This window comes from Variovorax endophyticus, from assembly GCF_025376855.1.
Lineage (GTDB): Bacteria > Pseudomonadota > Gammaproteobacteria > Burkholderiales > Burkholderiaceae_C > Variovorax.
Map to the genome: position 1 here is coordinate 27790 of NZ_JAHUTH010000021.1, position 16752 is coordinate 44541.

A 16752-nucleotide genomic window follows, 5' to 3' on the forward strand; every position below is an offset into this window, starting at 1 on the left:
GGTTTCCTGCACAGTACGCTCAGGCATTGGCCGACGCCGAGTCCTCGAAACTCTGGCCGGCGCGCGGATTCCACTGCACGCCCGAGCGCGCCACCACGCCCGGCTTGAGCCGCTGCGATTCGTCGTAGTCGCTCCAGGGATGGAAGAACAGCGGCTCGATGCGCTCGATGCCGCGCAGGCGCTCGGCATGGGCATCGAGGCAGGCCTGGCGCTCCCGCGGCGACAGCCGCGCGGGCATCCAGGCGGCGAAGGGCGGCAGCACCGTGAAGCCCGTATAGGCCAGGATGCCGTTGTGGATCGGCCAGAGCACGTGATGGAGATCGCCGTCGATGCCGTTCGGCTCGTAGAGCGTGGAGGCCGTGCCGGTCGTGATGCTGAGCATCGCGCGCTTGCCCCTGAAATGCCCGGTCTCGTACTTTCGCCCCGCCGAGTAGGCGAAGCCGCGGCTCAGCACGCGGTCGACCCAGCCCTTGAGGATGGCGGGCATCGAGAACCACCACAGCGGGAACTGCAGCAGCACGAAGTCGGCCGCCGCCAGCTTCGCCTGCTCGGCCGCCACCGCGGGGTGCTGCGTGCCGACCGCGAAGGCATGTTCCTGCTCTCGCGAGAGATCGAGATAGTCGGCGTTCGCGCGCCCGCCCTCGAAATCGGCCGGGCCCAGCGCCGGGTTCCAGTCCATGCGGTAGAGATCGCTGACGACCACCGAATGGCCCATGCGCTCGAGCTCTCGGACAGCGACGTCCTTCAGTGCGCCGTTGAACGATGCGGGTTCGGGGTGGGCATAAACGATCAGGCAGTTCATGCCGCGAATTCTGAGCGCCGGGCTCAGGCGCAGCTAGAACGCACGGCGCACCGGGTTGCGGTTTTCTGCATAGTCGCGGCGCGAGGCGCGGTACTGCGCCGGCGTCATGTTCGTCGCCACCTTGAACTGGCGCGAGAAGGCGCTGTGGTCGGCATAGCCGCAGGCGGCCGACACCTCCGTGATCGAGGCCGGCGTCTCCTCGAGCAGCTGGCAGGCCTTGTCGATGCGCTTCTTCATCAAGAGCTGCTTGGGCGTCACGTGGAAGACCTCGAGCACCAGGCGCGCCAGCGTGTCCATCGACACCGAGGCATGAGCGGCCGCCTCGGCGATCAGCACCGGTCCGTCGAGGCCCGCGTCGATGAAATCCAGGAAGCGCCGCAGCCGCCGGTAGCTGTGATGGCGCTCGTTGGGGCGCGGCAGGTCGCGCGACAGCCCGGCCAGGCCGACGATGCGGCCGTCGGCATCGAGCAGCGGGAACTTGGAGCTCAGGCACCAGTAGCGGTCGCCGCGCCAGGTCTGGTACATGCGCAGCAGCTCGCGCATCGGCCGGCCGCTGTCGATGACCTCGAGGTCCTGCGCCACCGTGCTGAGGCCGCTGGCCGGGAACAGCTGGTCCGCGGTCTTGCCCACCACGCTCTCGCCGTCCTGCAGGCCGGCGCGGTCGATCAGCGTCTGGTTGGCCCAGAGGTAGCGGCCCTGCTGGTCCTTGACGTAGAACAGCACGTCGGGCAACCGGTCGAACAGGGTCTCGATCAGCCCGGGCGTGCGCGTGAGCCACGCCTGCACCTGTTCGTCGAGTCGCATCGCGTGTCCCGGTCCGGCGGGCTTCAGGGCGAGGGCCGGAACCGGCTGCCCAGGCTGTAGCGCGAGGCCGGGTTCAGGCAGCGCACCCAGGTCACGGGCACCTCGCGCAGCCAGGTGCGCCGCGTCAGCTGCAGGCAGGGCTCGGTGGGCTTCATCTCGAGGATGCGCGCCTGTTCCGCCGTCGGCATGACGGCATCGACCACGTGCTCCACCAGATCGGCCTGCACCAGCGAGAGCAGGTATTCGCCCGGCGTGATGTCCGAGAAGTCCTGGTCGAGGAAGGCCGGCGCCATCTTGGGGTTGACGTAGCGGTCCTCGAGCTGCACGGGCACCCCGTTCTCGAGGTGCACGCTCTGCAGCCGGAAGATCGACTGCCCCGGCAGCATGTTGAGCCAGGCCGCGATGTCGGGCGCGGCCGCCACGCGCTCGCGCGACAGGCCGCGCCACCGGTGCTCGTGGCCGCGGGCCCGGATCTCGCTCGCGATGTTGGCGATCTGCAGCAGGGTGGACTGCGGCTTCTTCTCCGCCACGAAGGTGCCGACCCCCGCCACGCGCACGATCCGGCCCGCGTTGGCGAGCTCGCGCAGCGCCTTGTTGACGGTCATGCGCGAGACGCCGAACTGCGTGACCAGCTCCAACTCGGATGGCAGCCGCTGGCCCGGCTGCCAGGTGCCGTCGAGGATGCCCTGCGTCACATGGGCCTTGATTCGCTCGTGCAGGGTCGTCGTCATTCCCTCGAGCATGCCACGGCCGCCCTCCTCGTCCGGAGCGTCGCGGCGCGGCCGGCGGGCGCTTCGGTCGCTCATCTAGATGCGCTTCGCCTCTTTGATGCTGCGCAGGAACGAACGGGTCCGGTCCTGCCGCGGGTCGCCGAAGATCTGCTCGGGCGGCCCTTCCTCGCAGACGACGCCGTCGCACAGGAAGCAGACCTTGGACGAGACCTCGCGCGCGAAGCCCATCTCGTGCGTGGCCAGCAGCATGGTCATGCCTTCGTTGGCGAGGTCGCGCACGATGTTGAGCACCTCCGACACCAGCTCGGGATCGAGCGCCGAGGTGATCTCGTCGAGCAGCAGAACCATCGGGTCCATGGCCAGCGCGCGCACGATCGCCACGCGCTGCTGCTGGCCGCCCGACATGCGGTCGGGGTATTCCTTCGCCTTGTGCGCGAGGCTGAAGCGCTTGAGCAGCGCCATCGCGCGGTCCTCGGCCTCCTCCCTCGACTGCTTGAGCACCTGGATCGGCGCCAGCGTCACGTTCTGCAGCACGGTCATGTGCGGGAACAGGTTGTAGCCCTGGAACACGATGCCGATGTCGCGCCGCAGCGAGTTGACGTCGACGCCCGGCCCGGTGATGCGGTCGCCGTGCACGCGGATCTCGCCCGCGTCGATGGGCTCCAGGCCGTTGATGCAGCGCAGCAGCGTCGACTTGCCGGAGCCCGAGGGACCGATCAGGCTCACCACCTGGTGCTCCTCGACCGCCATCGCGAGCCGGTTGAGCACCGGCAGCTCGCCGTAGGACTTCGAAATTTCCCTGATCTCGATGAAGGACATGTGTGGGGACTCGGTTTATGCGTTGCCAGCGCGCATGCGGGCGCGATCGCGGCGGGCCATGCGCTCCACGAAGCGCGTCTGCGGGATGGAGATGACGATGAAGAGCAGCGCGACGGTGGTCGCGGCCGACAGGTTGTAGTAGTTGGAGGCCACGATCATCGATTGGTTGAAGGAGTCGACCACCCCGACCACGTTGACCAGCGCGGTGTCCTTCTGCAGCGCGATGAAGGCATTGAGCAGCGGTGGAATGATCTGGCGCACGCCCTGCGGCACGACCACGAAGCGCAGCGTCTGCATGTGCGACAGCCCCAGCGACCGCGAAGCGGCCGTCTGGCTCCAGTGCACGCTCTGGATGCCCGCACGGTAGATCTCGGCCACGTAGGCACCGACCGTCAGCGTCAGCGCGATCACCACATAGGTCGTGAGCGACAGGTCCTTGAGGATGGGCACGCCCGTCAACGGCAGGCCGAAGCCGACCAGGTAGATCACCAGCACCGCGGGGATCGAGCGGAACACGTCGACGTAGGCGGTGGCGATGAAGCGCAGCGGCTTGCCGGCGGCCCCCGGCGCGAACATGGCGAGCGCCACGATCAGGCCCCAGACCAGCACCAGCACCTCGGCGATCAGGAAGATCTTCACGTTGACCCAGAACGCATCGAGGACCAGCGGGAAGGTCTTCACGATCAGCGGCACCAGGAAGAAGGTCTTGGCGACCGCCTGGTTGTTGGCCAGCAGGAACTGGAAGCCCAGCACCATGAGGAACTGCGCCAGCGTGTGGCCGAGCGCGATCCAGCATTGCACGCAGGCGTCGGAGCGCTCGATGCGCGCCGCCACGATGTCCATGCGGCCCGCCGCCGCGCGCACGCCGCGGCAGCGCTGGAAGGCGCGCGCGAGCGGCCGGACCACGGCCAGCGACGCGAGCGCGAGGACCCCGGCCCCGGCCGTGATCCACCAGCCGTCCCAGGCGCTGCCCCGCAGGGCCTCGCGCAGGGACTGCAGGGTGTACCAGCTGGCCGCGACGACCAGGATCACGCCCGCCAGCGCGAAGAGGAAGAGCATCAGCGGCACCTTCGGCATGCCTCCGATGTTCAGGCGGCGCTCCTGCCCCGCGACGGGCGAAGGCAGGCCGGCGGACTGCTGCGTTGCACTGTTCATGGTCGGATCTCGGTCTCAGGGATTGAAGACGGGCACTTTGGTGGGATCGGCGCCGAGGCTGGGCGTCAGGTACTGGTTCGCCAGGCGGGCGAAGGTGCCGTCGCGCTTCATCTCGTCGATCAGCTTGTTGAAGGTCGCCATGTTCTGCGAGTCCTTGTTGACGAGGCCGCCCCAGCGCTCGCCCGTGTCGTAGCGGCCGACCACCTCGAACAGACCGTTCGACTGCTTGGCGCGCGCCAGCAGGTTGGGCGTGTCGTAGAGCACGGCGTCGACCTGGCCGGCCGCCAGCGCCGCGTACATCGCGGCCGCCTCGGCGAAGACCTTGGGCTGTTCCACCGGCTTGACGTTGTCGGCGAGGTAGCCAAGGATGGTGGTGCCCTGCTTCACGCCGAGGCGCAGCTTCCTGATGCTCTCCTTGTCGACCTTGACGCCGGCCTTCACGAGGATGCCCTGGTCCGAGCTGAAGTAGGGTTCGGTGAAGTTCACCACCTTCTTGCGCTCGTCGGTGATGGTGATCTGGCTCAGCGCGATGTCGAAGCCCTGCGCCTGGCCCGTGAGGATCTGCGCGAACGAGCGGTTCACCACCACCACCTTGTCGAGACCGGCGCGGTAGGCCATGTTGGCGGCCATGCAGTATTCGAAGCCGTCCTTGATGGTGTCGATCGAGTCGCCGTTCCACCAGCCCGGCGACGGCAGCACGGGCCGCACGGACAGCGCGCCCGGCACCACGGTCTCGAGCTTCACCGAGCCGCGCTGGCCCGTGACTTCGCACTTGCCGTAGTCCGGCGCCGCGGAAGCCGCGAACGAGGCGGCGCTCACGAGGAGGGCCGCGAGTACCGAGGCGATGGGCCTGGCGTGGGACGTGGTTCGTTGGCGCTTGAGGGATTTCATGTCGGGGCTCCGTTGGGTTGGTTGGAATCGAGGGGAAAAAAGCGGTCCGGGTGGCGAGAGATGCGCGGCGTTCAGGGCGTGACTTCGATGCGGTGGTCTTGAATGATCCGGCCCCAGCGGGCGGTCTCCTTGTCGATGCCGGCCTGGAATTCGGCCGAGGACATCGGCAGGTAGATCAGGCCCTGCGCGGCCAGCAGCTTCTGGATCTCCGGGGTTTGCGCGGCATCGCCATAGGCCTTGTACAGCTTCGCGACGATCGCGGCGGGCGTGCGCGCCGGCGCGATCAGCGCATACCAGGACAGCACGGGGTCGTCGAGCAGGCCGAGCTCCTTGAGCGTCGGCACCTCGGGGAACTGCGCGACGCGCTCGGCCGTGGTGACGGCCAGCGGCCGCAGCTTGCCGGCCTTGATGAAGGGCTGCAGGCTCGACAGCGTGTCGAAGGTGGCGTGCACGTCGCCCGCGATGACCGCGGGCAGGGCTTCGTTGGTGCCCTTGTAGGGCACGTGGACGATCTGGATGCCGGCCTTGGCGTTCACCAGCTCGAAGGTCAGGTGCGCGGGGCTGCCGAGTCCCACCGAGGCGAAGTTGTAGGCACCGGGCTTCGCGCGCGCCGCCTCGACCAGGTCGCGCGCCGACTTGAACTGCGAAGTGACGGGCACCACCAGCACCAGCGGCGAGGCGGCGAACATCGCGATCGGCAGCAGGTCCTTCTTCACGTCGTAGGGCATCTGCTTGTAGAGCACCGGATGGATCGTCAGCGGCCCGAGGTTGCCCATGCCGACGGTGTAGCCGTCGGGCGCGGAGCGCGCCACGTCCGACACGCCGATGCGGCCCGCGGCACCGGGCTTGAAGTCCAGCACCACCGGCTGCCCCAGCGCCTGCCCGACGCGGTCGTTGAACGCGCGGGCGATGGTGTCGTTGAGTCCACCGGGCGGCCAGGGCACGACGAAGCGGATCGGCCGGCTCGGCCAGTCCTGCGCCGATGCGGCACCGGCCGTGCAGACCATGAAAGCCACGGCCAGCCATCGCATCCATCCATTCATGGGAACCTCCAGCGAGAACGCACGCAAGTTGCAGAAGGCAGGACCCCCTTGCAAAGGAGGTCCTGCGGCGAAGACAGGGATCCAGGGCCTGGCCGGGCGCCGGCCAGGGCGCGGGTTCAGGCGGGCAGCGCCGCCGCGGGCTGCGCGATGCCGCCGTGCGGCTTGCCCGAACCGACATCGCCCCACAGCACGGCATGGTCGGGCGGCAGCGCGCGCGAATTGGGCACCGAGAGCCACAGGCGCATGAGCATGCGGTCCTCGCCGGTCTGCACGTTGTCCTTGAAGGCGGTGCGGCCGTGGTAGATCACGTGGTTGTTGAGCAGCTGGATGTCGCCGGGCGCGAAGCGCATCTCGAAGCATTCCTCCTCGGCCACCTGCATCAGCAACTGGATGGCTTCGTGCTCGGCCTCGCCGAGCTTGCGCACGCCGGGCAGCATCTGCGCATTCTCGATGTAGGTCAGCGAGAAGTGGCTCGTGAGCTTGCCGTCGCGCACGCCGAAGATCGGCAGGTCGTAGGCCACGTGCTCGCCACCGGCTTCCTCGCCGAAGCGGCTGCGCGGAATCGGCTGGCACAGCAGCGCATGCAGGTCGGGCCGGCGCTCGAGGATGCGGTTGTAGACCGTCGCGCTGCTCGCGAGCTTGCTGACGCCGCCTTCGGAAGCCTGGCGCACGCACAGCAGCCCGACCACGTCGCAGCGGTCGGTGTGGAAGCGCAGCTGTCCCGGCGACAGCGTGCGCGCTCCCGACGAGAGGAACTGCTTGCCATGCTCGTCGACGGTCGCGCCGTAGAGCTTGGCGCCGACGCCCATCCCCTCGTCCTTGATCTCGCGCATCACCTCGCCGCGGTAGTTCTGGAACATCGGCGTGCCCAGGTGCGCGCCCAGCGCGTACCAGATGCGGCGCAGCTCTTCCTGCTGGTAGCGCCCCACCTCGAGGCCGCGGATCTTGACCATGCCCGAGCCGTTCTCGAGTTCTTCTCGCACCTCGTCGAAGAAGGCCTTGGCATCGGGCAGCGGGAAGTTCTGGCGGTCGATCCGGCGCCAGTCGAGGCCCTCGGTCTTTTGCAACGCAGTATCGATTTGATCCAGAACGACGGCGGGAAACTGTTTGACCCACCGATGGTTTTGGCCCATCTCGGCACCCGACCAAACGCAGGCGCCGCTCAGATAACTCGACTCGGACATGAACTCTCCAGAAAGATGATTGGGCTTGTCTACTGATGTATAGACAGGTACAGATGTTAGGCAGCCATTCGCTTCCACCGCAACGGGCAAGAGGGCAAATCAAGGGCAAATACCTACGAATGGCTCCATGATTGAATTCAGAATTGGATCCAATGTGGGGCGCAACGCACACATTCGTCGCCTGGCAGGCCCCTTCCGAACTTCAGGAAAAACGGCGAGCAAGAAGCGTTCCAGATTGGATCCAATCCAGGATCTCGTTTTTAACCGCTGCCGCGGCTGCCGGCTATACAGGATGTCCCGGCCCCCTCGTCCAAGGGATCCGAAATGGGATCTTCCGTAGAATCCCCGCAGTTCATGGCGAAGACAACAAGGGAGTTCGAATGGTGGCCCAGGCACCGACCGGCGAGCAGATCCTCTCGGCCGATTCCGTCACGGAATCCTTGCGGCAACTGATCCTGAGCGGCGAACTGGGGATCGGCGTGCAGCTCAAGCAGCAGGCGCTGGCCGAGCGCTTCGGCGTCAGCCGCATCCCCGTGCGCGAGGCCTTGAAGCGGCTCGAGGCCGAGGGCTTGATCGAGCACCGCGCCCACGCGGGCTCGACCGTCGCGTCGCAGTCGATCAAGGACCTGGTCGAGGCGCTCGACATCCGCATCGCGCTCGAGACCCGCGCGCTCAAGCTCGCGATCCCGCACCTGCGCCCCGCCGACCACCGCGCCGCGCGCGAGATCATCGCGCGCTACGACGGCAGCGAATCGCCGCAGGAGTGGGCCGACCTCAACCTCGAGTTCCACCTGACGCTCTACCGCCCCTGCGGGCGCGACAAGCTGCTCAGGATGATCGAGGAAAGCGTGCGCGGCATCGCGCGCCACCTGCGCGCCCTGCAGTCGCATAAGGTGGGGCGCAAGTCCTCGCAGTCCGAGCATTCGCAGATCCTCAAGGCCTGCATCGCCAAGAACATCCCGCTGGCGGTGGAACTGCTCGAGAAGCACATCGAGCACACGCAGGCGGCGCTGCAGGAATAGGCGCCCGCGGCGCGGTTCCAGGGGCGGCGCGATGTAGCGCTAAAGTTCCGCGCCATGAATCTGCGCCAAATCGAAGTGTTCCGGGCCATCATGGCCACCGGCTCCGTGAGCGATGCCGCCCGCCTGCTGCATGTGTCCGTTCCCGCCGTGAGCCGGGTGCTCTCGCACACCGAGACCCAGCTCAACTTTCCGCTCTTCATGCGCATCAAGGGCCGGCTGTCGCCCACGGCCGAGGCGCGGCGCCTGTACCACGAGGTCGAGGACGTCTACCAGGGCGTGCAGCGCATCAGCGACCTCACGCACGAGCTCTCGGCGCGCCGCTCGGGCCTGATCAGCGTGGTGTCGAGCCCGGGCATCGGCCACATGCTGGTGCCGATGGCGATCGCGCACTACCACCAGGCCAACCCCGAGACGCGCGTGCATTTCAAGTGCCTCAACCAGGACCTGCTGCGCGAGCGCCTGCTGAGCCGGCATTTCGACCTCGGCATCTCGCTGGAGGCGGTGGACCATCCGAACCTCATCACGATGCCGGTCGCGCGCTGCCGCATCGTGTGCATCTGTCCGCGCACGCATCCGCTGGCCGCGCGCAACGCGGTCGGCGCGCAGGACCTGCTGCCCTACGACCTGATGTCGTACCCGCGCGGCACGCCCTTCGGCGAACTGGTGCGCCACTTCTTCGCCTCGCAGGAGAACGTGCCGCGCACCATGCTCGAGGTGGGTTCGCCGCAGAACGCTTGCGCGCTCACGCACCTGGGCGCGGGCATCGCGCTGGTCGACGAGTTCTCGCTGCAGGCCTGGCCCGACGCGCGCTTTCGCATCCTGCCGGTGGAAGGCATCGAGCCGCTGGTCGCGCACCTCGTGCACCTGCGCACCGACCCGCTCTCGCCGGCCGCCGAAGCCTTCGCGCGCACCCTGCGCAGCGTGCTGATGCAGCGCGGGCTCGCCGCGCCGCAGGTGCAGGAGGACTGACCGGCGGGCCCGCCGCCGCGGGCCAGGGAATGCCCCAATAGCATGCGATTCGCACCGCATGTAGGCGTGCGCCAGCATGGTGCACCAGCCCGAGGCCAGGTGTTAACCCACGCGCAAGGACGCCGCACAAAGCATCAATCGACGCCGCTTTTCCCGCTCGAAATAATTCGTCGCATGGCCGCCGCACACCACGGCGATGCAGTTCGCACCCCGCGAACCCCGCCGTTCCGACCGCGACTATTTCTGGAGAAAAGCCCATGTTCCGTCACCTCAAGTCCCTGCTGGCGCCGCTGGCCTTCGCCCTCATCGCGGGTGGCGCCGCCGCCCAGCCCGCGCCGCTGCGCACCGGCGTCGATCCCAACTTCCCGCCGCATGCCTTCCCCAAGCTCAGCGGCGGCTACCAGGGCTTCAACGTCGAGCTCGGCGAGGAGATCGCCAAGCGTCTCGGCCGCCGCATCGAGATCGAGGGCGCGCAGTACTCGGCGCTGATCCCCGCGCTCAACGCGGGCAAGTTCGACTTCCTGATGGCGCCGACCACGGTGTCGCCCGAGCGCGCGAAGTCCGTGCTCTTCACCGAGGGCTACCTCGAGAACAACTTCACGCTGGTCGTGAAGAAGGATCGCAACGACATCCAGCGCCTGGAAGACCTCAAGGGCAAGACCATCGCCGTGAACAAGGGCTCGGGCCCCGAGGAATGGGCGCGCAACAACCAGGCGCAGTACGGCTACGAGATCGCCGTCTACGGCACCAACGCCGACGCGGTGCAGGCCGTGATCTCGGGCCGCGGCGACGCCAACCTGGCGGGCGTCACGCCCTCGGCCTGGGCCGTGAAGAGCACGCCGGCGATCAAGACCACCTTCGTCATCAAGACCGGCTCGGTCTGGGCCATTCCGTTCCGCATCGACGACAAGGCCGGGCGCGACCAGGTGAGCAACGTGCTCAAGTGCATGAAGCTCGACGGCTCGCTGCAGAAGCTGCACACGAAGTGGTTCGGCGCCGAGCCCGCGGCCGACTCGGCCACGGTGGTCTCGCCCGCCGGCCACGGCATTCCGGGCCTGTTCGGCTACGAGGCCACGAGCGCCAAGCCGGTCTGCAAGTAAGCGCGTCCCTGCCCTCCCCGTTCACCCAGTCCCCCACAAGCCGAGCATCGCCGTGACGTCTTCCCCGCTCCTGCAAGTCCGCAACCTGCACAAATCCTTTGGCAGCGTTCCCGTGCTCAACGGCATCGACCTCGACGTGCAGGCGGGCGAGCTGGTCTCGGTGATCGGGCCCTCGGGCTCGGGCAAGAGCACGCTGCTGCGCTGCTGCAACCGCATGGAGGACGCGAGTCGCGGCGAGGTGCGCGTGGAGGGCCATGACATCTATGCGCGCGGCGCCAACCTGAACCGGTTGCGCGAGCGCGTGGGCATGGTGTTCCAGGCCTTCAACCTCTACCCGCACCTCGACGTGCTGGGCAACGTGACGCTGGCGCTGCGCAAGGTCAAGAAGATGGCGCGCGACGCGGCCGAGCACAGCGCCATGGAGGCGCTCGCGCGCGTCGGCATGGAGCACAAGGCGCGCGTGCGCCCGACCCAGCTGTCGGGCGGCCAGCAGCAGCGCGTGGGCATCGCGCGCTCGATCGCGCTGAAGCCCGCGCTGGTGCTGTTCGACGAGCCGACCAGCGCGCTCGACCCCGAGATGGTCGGCGGCGTGCTGCAGGTGATGCGCGAATTGCGCGCCGACGGCATGACCATGGTGGTGGTGACGCACGAGATGGGCTTCGCCAAGGCGGCGTCCGACCGCGTGGTGTTCATGGACGGCGGCGTCATCGTCGAGCAGGGCTCGCCCGCGCAGGTGTTCGAGGCGCCGGTGCATGCGCGCACCGCGGCCTTCATCGCCAGCATCGGCAGCCGCGCGCTCTGAGCGACCGACCGGAAGCGCCGCATGCAGTTCGACAAGCTCGTCTTCACCTTCTTCAACGGCGACATCGCCGCGCGCTACCTGCCCCAGGTGCTGGACGGCGCGCGCGTGACGATCGAGCTGGGCCTGGCCGTGATCGCCGCCGGCCTGGCGCTGGGCATCGTGCTGGCCTACCTGCGCAGCCTGCCGGTGCGCGGGCTGCCGCTGCTGGTGTCGACGCTGGTCGACATCCTGCGCGCGCTGCCGCCGCTGGTGCTGATCATCCTGCTCTATTACGCACTGCCCTTCCTGGGCGTGTCGCTCGGCGCCTTCGCCTCGACCTGGCTGGCCCTGACGCTGGTGCTCGCGGCCTTCTCCGAGGAGGTGTTCTGGGCCGGCATCGAGTCGCAGCCGCGCGGCGTGATGGAGGCCGCGCGTTCCACCGGCCTGAGCCACACGCAGGCCATGGTGCACGTGCTGCTGCCGCAGTCGTGCCGGCTGATGGTGGCGCCGCTGACCAACCGCGTGATCGCCATCACCAAGGGCACGGCCTACGGCTCGGTGGCCGCGCTCAACGAGATCCTGAACCAGGCCACCTCGGCCACCAGCTTCGCGGGCAATCCCACGCCGCTGATGATGGGCGCGCTGGGCTACCTCGTGATCTTCCTGCCCGTGGTGGTCGCCGGGCGCTACATCGAGCGGCGCCACGGCGCGGGCCGCCACTGACGCCGCCGAACGGAGCCCTCCATGGAACTCATCCTCCAGTACTTCTTCAACCTCGGCGTGGTGCGCGAGGTCGGGCCCTACATCCTGCAGGGCCTGCTCAACACGCTGCTGCTGTCGGCCTGGGTGATCCCGCTCGGGCTGGCGGCCGGCATGGTGCTGGCGCTGGCCGGCTTCGTGATCCGCAACCGGCTGGTGCGCGCGCTGCTCGTGGTCTACATCGACTTCTTCCGCGCCTTCCCGCCGCTGGTGCTGCTGATCTTCCTCTACACCGGCCTGCCCTACCTCGGCATGGAGCTCTCGCCGATGGCCTGCGTGGCGCTGGGCTTCATGCTCAACAACTCGAGCTACTTCGGCGAGATCCTGCGCGCGGGCCTGGAGTCGGTGCCGCGCGGCCAGCGCGAGGCCGCGCTGTCCACCGGCATGGGCCGCCCGGCCAGCCTGCTGTTCGTGGAGATCCCGCAGGCGGTGCGCAACGTGTTCCCCGACCTCGTGAGCAACATGATCGAGGTGGTGAAGCTCACCACCATCGCCAGCGTGGTGTCGGTGCCCGAGATGCTGTATGCCGCGCGCTCCGCGCAATCGATGCTCTACAACCCCACGCCCATCGTGCTGGCCGCGCTGATCTATCTCGCGCTGCTGTGGCCGCTGGTCGTGCTGCTGGGGCGGCTGGAGAAACGCCAGCGTCGACCCAACCCCAAGGCCGCCTGAGGCGCCTATCCACTACAACCACCAACGCTGATTGAGGAAGCAATGATGACAAGCAAACGTACCCTGGGCCTGGCCGTCGCCCAGATGGGCCCGGTACATCTGGCGGACACCCGCGAGGCGGTCGTGCGCCGCATGGTCGAGCTGATGCGCGACGCCAAGGGCCGCGGTGCCGAGATGGTCGTGTTCCCCGAGCTCGCGCTCACCACCTTCTTTCCGCGCTACTGGATGGACGAGGCCGAGGCCGAGGCCCGCTTCTTCGAGCCGGCCATGCCCAATGCGCAGGTGCAGCCGCTGTTCGACGAGGCGAAGAAGCTCGGCCTGGGCTTCTACCTCGGCTATGCCGAACTGACGCCCGAGGGCACGCGCTACAACACCGCGATCATCGTGGACCGCGCGGGCGCCATCGTCGGCAAGTACCGCAAGATCCACCTGCCCGGCCATTCCGAGCACAAGCCCGAGGCGCCGTTCCAGCACCTGGAGAAGAAGTTCTTCGAGGTCGGCGACCTGGGCTTCCGCGTCTTCGACACCATGGGCACGCGCTTCGGCATGTGCCTGTGCAACGACCGGCGCTGGCCCGAAACCTACCGCGTGATGGCGCTGCAGAGCGCCGAGGTGGTGGTGCTGGGCTACAACACGCCCTCGCTCAACATCCACTGGAACGAGCCGGTGCACCTGCGCACCACCACGCACCTGGTGTCGCTGCAGGCCAATGCCTACCAGAACGGCATCTGGGTGGCGGCGGCCGCCAAGTGCGGCTCGGAGGACGGCCACCACATGATCGGCAGCTCGGCCATCGTCGCGCCCACGGGCGAGATCGTGGCGCGCTCGCTCACGGAAGAGGACGAGGTGATCTGCGTGAAGGCCGACATGTCGCTGGGCGAATACTTCCGCCAGCATGTCTTCAACTTCGCCAAGCACCGCCGCCCCGAGCACTACCGCCTGATCGTCGAGCGCACGGGCGCGGGCGAGCCGCTGGTCTGAACGCGCGCACGGAACCCCTCATGGACACCACCATCGCTTCGCTGATCGGCGAAGAACCCTTCGACCTCACGATCCGCGGCGGGCGCATCGTCACCGACGGCCGCGTGGTCGAGGGCGACCTCGGCGTGCGCGACGGCCGCATCGCCGCCATCGGCGGCTCGCTGCCGCCGGGCCGCCGCGACGTGGACGCCACCGGCCGCTGGGTGCTGCCGGGCGGCATCGACAGCCATTGCCACGTCGAGCAGCGCTCGGGCATGGGCATGATGTGCGCCGACGACTTCTACTCGGCCACCGTGTCGGCCGCCTTCGGCGGCACCACCACCATCCTTCCCTTCGCGGCGCAGCACCGCGAGATGTCGGTGCCCGAGGTGCTGGCCGACTACAGCCAGCGCGCGGCCGAGAAGGCGGTGATCGACTACGGCTTCCACCTGATCCTGGCCAACCCCGACGACGCCACGCTCTCGACCGACCTGCCCGCGGCCATCCGCGACGGCATCACCTCGCTCAAGGTCTACATGACCTACGACCGCATGAAACTCGAGGACTACCAGTTGCTCGAGGTGCTCGCGCTGGCGCGGGCCGAGGGCGCACTCGTGATGGTGCATGCCGAGAACAACGACATGATTCGCTGGATCGCGCAGCGCCTGATCGACCGCGGCCACACCGCGCCCAAGTTCCACGGCGTGGCGCACGACCCGCTGGCCGAGACCGAGGCCACTTACCGCGCCATCGCGCTGGCGCGGCTGGTCGACGTGCCGCTGCTGCTGGTGCACGTGGCCGGCGGCGACACCGTGGAAGTGATCCGCCAGGCCCAGATCCTGGGCGCCAACGTGCTGGCCGAGAGCTGCCCGCAGTACCTGTTCCTGACGGCGGACGACATGGACCGCCCGGGCCTCGAGGGCGCGATGTTCTGCTGCTCGCCGCCCGCGCGCGATGCCGATGCGCAGGAAGCCATCTGGCGCGGCCTGATCGACGGCACCCTGGCCACCTACTCGTCGGACCACGCGCCCTACCGCTTCGACGAGACCGGCAAGCTGCCCAAGGGCGACGCCACCACCTTCAAGGAAATGGCCAACGGCGTGCCCGGCATCGAACTGCGCCTGCCGCTGCTGTTCAGCGAAGGCTTCCTCAAGGGGCGCATCGACATCCACCAGTTCGTGGCGCTCACCGCCACCAACCACGCCCGGCTCTACGGCCTGGCGCCGCGCAAGGGCGCGATCGCGCTGGGCGCGGACGCCGACATCGCGGTGTGGAACGCCGAGCGCGAGACCACCATCAGCGCCGCGATGCTGCACGACAACGCCGGCTACACGCCCTACGAGGGCCGAACCATCCAGGGCTGGCCCGAGGTGGTCGTGAGCCGCGGCCGCGTGGTGATCGAGAACGACACGCTGCATGCCGAGCGCGGCAGCGGCCAGTACCTACGCCGCGGCGCGCCGGACCTTGCGCGCCGCGCTCCGGTGGCGCCCGCGCAGCGTCCGCATGGCCATGTGCTGAAGGCGCTGATCGGCCTCGGCGAGGAGAAGGCATGAACACCACCGTCAACCCGCCGCGCGTGCGCGTGCTGAACCCGAACAGCAGCGTCTCGGTGACCGAGGCCGTGGCACGCGCCTTCCGCGCCACCGTGCCGCCCGCGCAATGCGACTTCGATTGCGTCACGGCGCACGAGGGCCCGCCGGGCATCGTCACGCAGGACGACTTCGAGCTGGGCGCGCGCCTCGCGGCCGAGGACGTGGCCGCCCATGCCGCCGAGGCCGATGCCTTCGTGCTGGCCTGCTTCAGCGACCCCGGCATCGCCGTGGCGCGCACGCGCAGCGAGCGGCCGGTCGTCGGCCTGGGCGAGGCCGGCATGCGTGCCGCCATGGCGCGCGGCGCGCGCGTGGGCGTGGTCGCCATCGCGAGTGCCGCCATCCCGCGCCACCTGCGCTACTGGGAGGCGCTGGGCGTGCGCGAGCGCGTCGTGGCCGAACGGCCGCTCGACCTGCCGGTGCACCTGTCGGGCGACGCCGCCCATGCGCTGGCGCCGATGATCGCGGCGGCGCGCCTGCTGGTCGACGAGGATGGCGCCGACGTGGTGCTGCTCGGCTGCGCCGGCATGGCCGAGCTGCGCGCCCCGCTCGAAGCCGCGGTGGGCGTGCCCGTGATCGATCCCTGCGAGGCGGCGGCCGAACTCTCGGCCCGGCTCGCGCGGGCCTGGCGCGACGGAGCCGCCACGTGATGAGCGCACCGCGGCGGCTGGGCGTGCTCGGCGGCATGGGCCCGCTGGCCGGCGCCGCCTTCGCGCTGCGCATGGTGCAGCTCACGCCGGCCGACAACGACCAGCAGCACATCCCGGTGCTGTTGTGCAACGACCCCGCCATTCCCGATCGCTCCTCGGCCTTCCTCGGCCAGGGGCCGAGCCCGCTGCCCGGCATGCTGCGCGGCATCGACACGCTGGTGGCCGGAGGCGCCGACTGCATCGCCATCCCGTGCAACACCGCCCACCTGTGGTTCGACCAGCTGCAGGCCGCGAGCCCGACCCGGCTGCTGCATATCGTCGAGGCCGTGGTGGCGGACCTGCGCCGCCAGGGCGTGACCGAAGGCAAGGTCGGCATCCTCGGCACGCCCGCGACCATCGCGATGGGGCTGTACCAGCGCCACCTGCGTGACGCGGGCTACCAGCCCATCGAACCCTCCACCGAGGAGGTGCGGCGCCTGTGCGTGCCCGCGATCGTGGCCGTGAAGGCCAACCGCATCGACGAGGCTTTCGCGCCCGCGGCCGAAGGCATTCGTGCGCTCGCGCGGCAAGGCGCGCGCGCGGTGGTGCTCGGTTGCACCGAGCTGCCGCTGGCCGTGCCGGCGGCGCAGCGCGGCGAGTTCGATGTGGTGCTGACCGATTCGATCGATGCGCTGGCGCGCGAGGCCATCGGGCTGATGCGGCCCGCCGTCGCGACCGGCTGAAGAAATCGGCCGTCGCTATATTCTGTTGAATATAGAGATATGGTGGCCGACGGTATGGGGGAATCTCCTAGAGCGAAGCTCGGGGTGCTGCTCAATGAT

The 16752-nt window shown here is 68.8% G+C and carries 18 protein-coding genes; 10 read left to right on the forward strand and 8 right to left on the reverse strand.

The annotated features are described in order from the left end of the window. Positions 1-19: 19 nt before the first annotated feature. The 8 genes from KV106_RS25070 to KV106_RS25105 all read right to left on the reverse strand — a co-directional run bounded on the left by KV106_RS25070 (position 20) and on the right by KV106_RS25105 (position 7312). Positions 20-802: an NAD(P)H-dependent oxidoreductase gene (locus KV106_RS25070; protein WP_261213129.1), complete on the reverse strand. Its 783-nt coding sequence runs from the start codon at positions 800-802 to the stop codon at positions 20-22. A gap of 33 nt (positions 803-835) precedes the next feature. After that, on the reverse strand, positions 836-1606 hold the full coding sequence (locus KV106_RS25075; protein ID WP_261213131.1) for an AraC family transcriptional regulator: 771 nt from the start codon (positions 1604-1606) through the stop codon (positions 836-838). Between the two features lie 23 nt (positions 1607-1629). Continuing rightward, complete coding sequence (hutC, locus tag KV106_RS25080; protein WP_057593077.1) at positions 1630-2349, reverse strand: histidine utilization repressor; 720 nt, start codon at positions 2347-2349, stop codon at positions 1630-1632. A 63-nt stretch (positions 2350-2412) separates the two neighbouring features. Further along, entirely contained in the window at positions 2413-3156 is a 744-nt protein-coding gene (locus KV106_RS25085; protein WP_261213133.1) for an amino acid ABC transporter ATP-binding protein, read from the reverse strand. A 15-nt stretch (positions 3157-3171) separates the two neighbouring features. Continuing rightward, positions 3172-4311 carry an amino acid ABC transporter permease gene (locus tag KV106_RS25090; RefSeq protein ID WP_261213136.1) on the reverse strand — a complete coding sequence of 380 codons (1140 nt, stop codon included), beginning with the start codon at positions 4309-4311 and terminating at the stop codon, positions 3172-3174. 15 nt (positions 4312-4326) lie between these two features. After that, positions 4327-5202 (reverse strand): ABC transporter substrate-binding protein, encoded by an 876-nt coding sequence (locus KV106_RS25095; protein ID WP_057593055.1) that lies wholly within the window; start codon positions 5200-5202, stop codon positions 4327-4329. Positions 5203-5273: 71 nt separating this feature from the next. Continuing rightward, entirely contained in the window at positions 5274-6245 is a 972-nt protein-coding gene (locus tag KV106_RS25100) for a Bug family tripartite tricarboxylate transporter substrate binding protein (protein ID WP_261213139.1), read from the reverse strand. Between the two features lie 116 nt (positions 6246-6361). Continuing rightward, a complete protein-coding gene (locus KV106_RS25105; protein ID WP_261213141.1) occupies positions 6362-7312 on the reverse strand; it encodes a TauD/TfdA family dioxygenase in 951 nt (316 codons plus the stop codon). A gap of 497 nt (positions 7313-7809) precedes the next feature. Here KV106_RS25105 and KV106_RS25110 point away from each other — a divergent pair, with 497 nt between their 5' ends. From KV106_RS25110 to cuyB, 10 genes are all read left to right on the forward strand, one after another. Continuing rightward, a complete protein-coding gene (locus KV106_RS25110; protein WP_057593057.1) occupies positions 7810-8451 on the forward strand; it encodes a GntR family transcriptional regulator in 642 nt (213 codons plus the stop codon). A gap of 54 nt (positions 8452-8505) precedes the next feature. Further along, positions 8506-9420, forward strand: a complete 915-nt coding sequence (locus tag KV106_RS25115) for a LysR family transcriptional regulator (protein ID WP_057593058.1) — start codon at positions 8506-8508, stop codon at positions 9418-9420. 257 nt (positions 9421-9677) lie between these two features. Further along, the gene (locus KV106_RS25120) at positions 9678-10520 is read left to right on the forward strand and encodes a transporter substrate-binding domain-containing protein (protein ID WP_261213144.1); all 843 of its coding nucleotides are present in this window, start codon (positions 9678-9680) and stop codon (positions 10518-10520) included. Between the two features lie 52 nt (positions 10521-10572). Continuing rightward, positions 10573-11322, forward strand: coding sequence for an amino acid ABC transporter ATP-binding protein (locus KV106_RS25125; RefSeq protein WP_057593060.1), 750 nt, complete (start codon positions 10573-10575; stop codon positions 11320-11322). Positions 11323-11343: 21 nt separating this feature from the next. Beyond that, a complete protein-coding gene (locus KV106_RS25130) occupies positions 11344-12024 on the forward strand; it encodes an amino acid ABC transporter permease (RefSeq protein WP_261213147.1) in 681 nt (226 codons plus the stop codon). A gap of 21 nt (positions 12025-12045) precedes the next feature. Further along, positions 12046-12732: an amino acid ABC transporter permease gene (locus KV106_RS25135; RefSeq protein WP_057593062.1), complete on the forward strand. Its 687-nt coding sequence runs from the start codon at positions 12046-12048 to the stop codon at positions 12730-12732. Positions 12733-12777: 45 nt separating this feature from the next. After that, positions 12778-13713: an N-carbamoyl-D-amino-acid hydrolase gene (locus KV106_RS25140; protein ID WP_261213150.1), complete on the forward strand. Its 936-nt coding sequence runs from the start codon at positions 12778-12780 to the stop codon at positions 13711-13713. 20 nt (positions 13714-13733) lie between these two features. Continuing rightward, positions 13734-15245: a dihydropyrimidinase gene (gene hydA, locus KV106_RS25145; RefSeq protein WP_261213152.1), complete on the forward strand. Its 1512-nt coding sequence runs from the start codon at positions 13734-13736 to the stop codon at positions 15243-15245. Next, positions 15242-15931 carry an aspartate/glutamate racemase family protein gene (locus KV106_RS25150; RefSeq protein ID WP_261213154.1) on the forward strand — a complete coding sequence of 230 codons (690 nt, stop codon included), beginning with the start codon at positions 15242-15244 and terminating at the stop codon, positions 15929-15931. Before hydA ends, KV106_RS25150 begins: the two co-directional genes overlap by 4 nt. After that, on the forward strand, positions 15931-16653 hold the full coding sequence (gene cuyB, locus KV106_RS25155) for a cysteate racemase (protein ID WP_261213155.1): 723 nt from the start codon (positions 15931-15933) through the stop codon (positions 16651-16653). Before KV106_RS25150 ends, cuyB begins: the two co-directional genes overlap by 1 nt. Positions 16654-16752: the final 99 nt, after the last annotated feature.

Excerpts from the sequence above, each read along its gene's own strand:
- KV106_RS25110 (WP_057593057.1), top strand. The coding sequence starts at position 7,810 with ATGGTGGCCCAGGCACCGACCGGCGAGCAGATCCTCTCGGCCGATTCC.
- KV106_RS25075 (WP_261213131.1), bottom strand. The coding sequence starts at position 1,606 with ATGCGACTCGACGAACAGGTGCAGGCGTGGCTCACGCGCACGCCCGGG.
- KV106_RS25150 (WP_261213154.1), top strand. The coding sequence starts at position 15,242 with ATGAACACCACCGTCAACCCGCCGCGCGTGCGCGTGCTGAACCCGAAC.
- KV106_RS25130 (WP_261213147.1), top strand. The coding sequence starts at position 11,344 with ATGCAGTTCGACAAGCTCGTCTTCACCTTCTTCAACGGCGACATCGCC.
- KV106_RS25120 (WP_261213144.1), top strand. The coding sequence starts at position 9,678 with ATGTTCCGTCACCTCAAGTCCCTGCTGGCGCCGCTGGCCTTCGCCCTC.
- KV106_RS25100 (WP_261213139.1), bottom strand. The coding sequence starts at position 6,245 with ATGAATGGATGGATGCGATGGCTGGCCGTGGCTTTCATGGTCTGCACG.
- hutC (WP_057593077.1), bottom strand. The coding sequence starts at position 2,349 with ATGCTCGAGGGAATGACGACGACCCTGCACGAGCGAATCAAGGCCCAT.
- KV106_RS25115 (WP_057593058.1), top strand. The coding sequence starts at position 8,506 with ATGAATCTGCGCCAAATCGAAGTGTTCCGGGCCATCATGGCCACCGGC.
- KV106_RS25070 (WP_261213129.1), bottom strand. The coding sequence starts at position 802 with ATGAACTGCCTGATCGTTTATGCCCACCCCGAACCCGCATCGTTCAAC.
- KV106_RS25095 (WP_057593055.1), bottom strand. The coding sequence starts at position 5,202 with ATGAAATCCCTCAAGCGCCAACGAACCACGTCCCACGCCAGGCCCATC.
- KV106_RS25135 (WP_057593062.1), top strand. The coding sequence starts at position 12,046 with ATGGAACTCATCCTCCAGTACTTCTTCAACCTCGGCGTGGTGCGCGAG.
- KV106_RS25090 (WP_261213136.1), bottom strand. The coding sequence starts at position 4,311 with ATGAACAGTGCAACGCAGCAGTCCGCCGGCCTGCCTTCGCCCGTCGCG.
- cuyB (WP_261213155.1), top strand. The coding sequence starts at position 15,931 with ATGAGCGCACCGCGGCGGCTGGGCGTGCTCGGCGGCATGGGCCCGCTG.
- hydA (WP_261213152.1), top strand. The coding sequence starts at position 13,734 with ATGGACACCACCATCGCTTCGCTGATCGGCGAAGAACCCTTCGACCTC.
- KV106_RS25085 (WP_261213133.1), bottom strand. The coding sequence starts at position 3,156 with ATGTCCTTCATCGAGATCAGGGAAATTTCGAAGTCCTACGGCGAGCTG.
- KV106_RS25140 (WP_261213150.1), top strand. The coding sequence starts at position 12,778 with ATGACAAGCAAACGTACCCTGGGCCTGGCCGTCGCCCAGATGGGCCCG.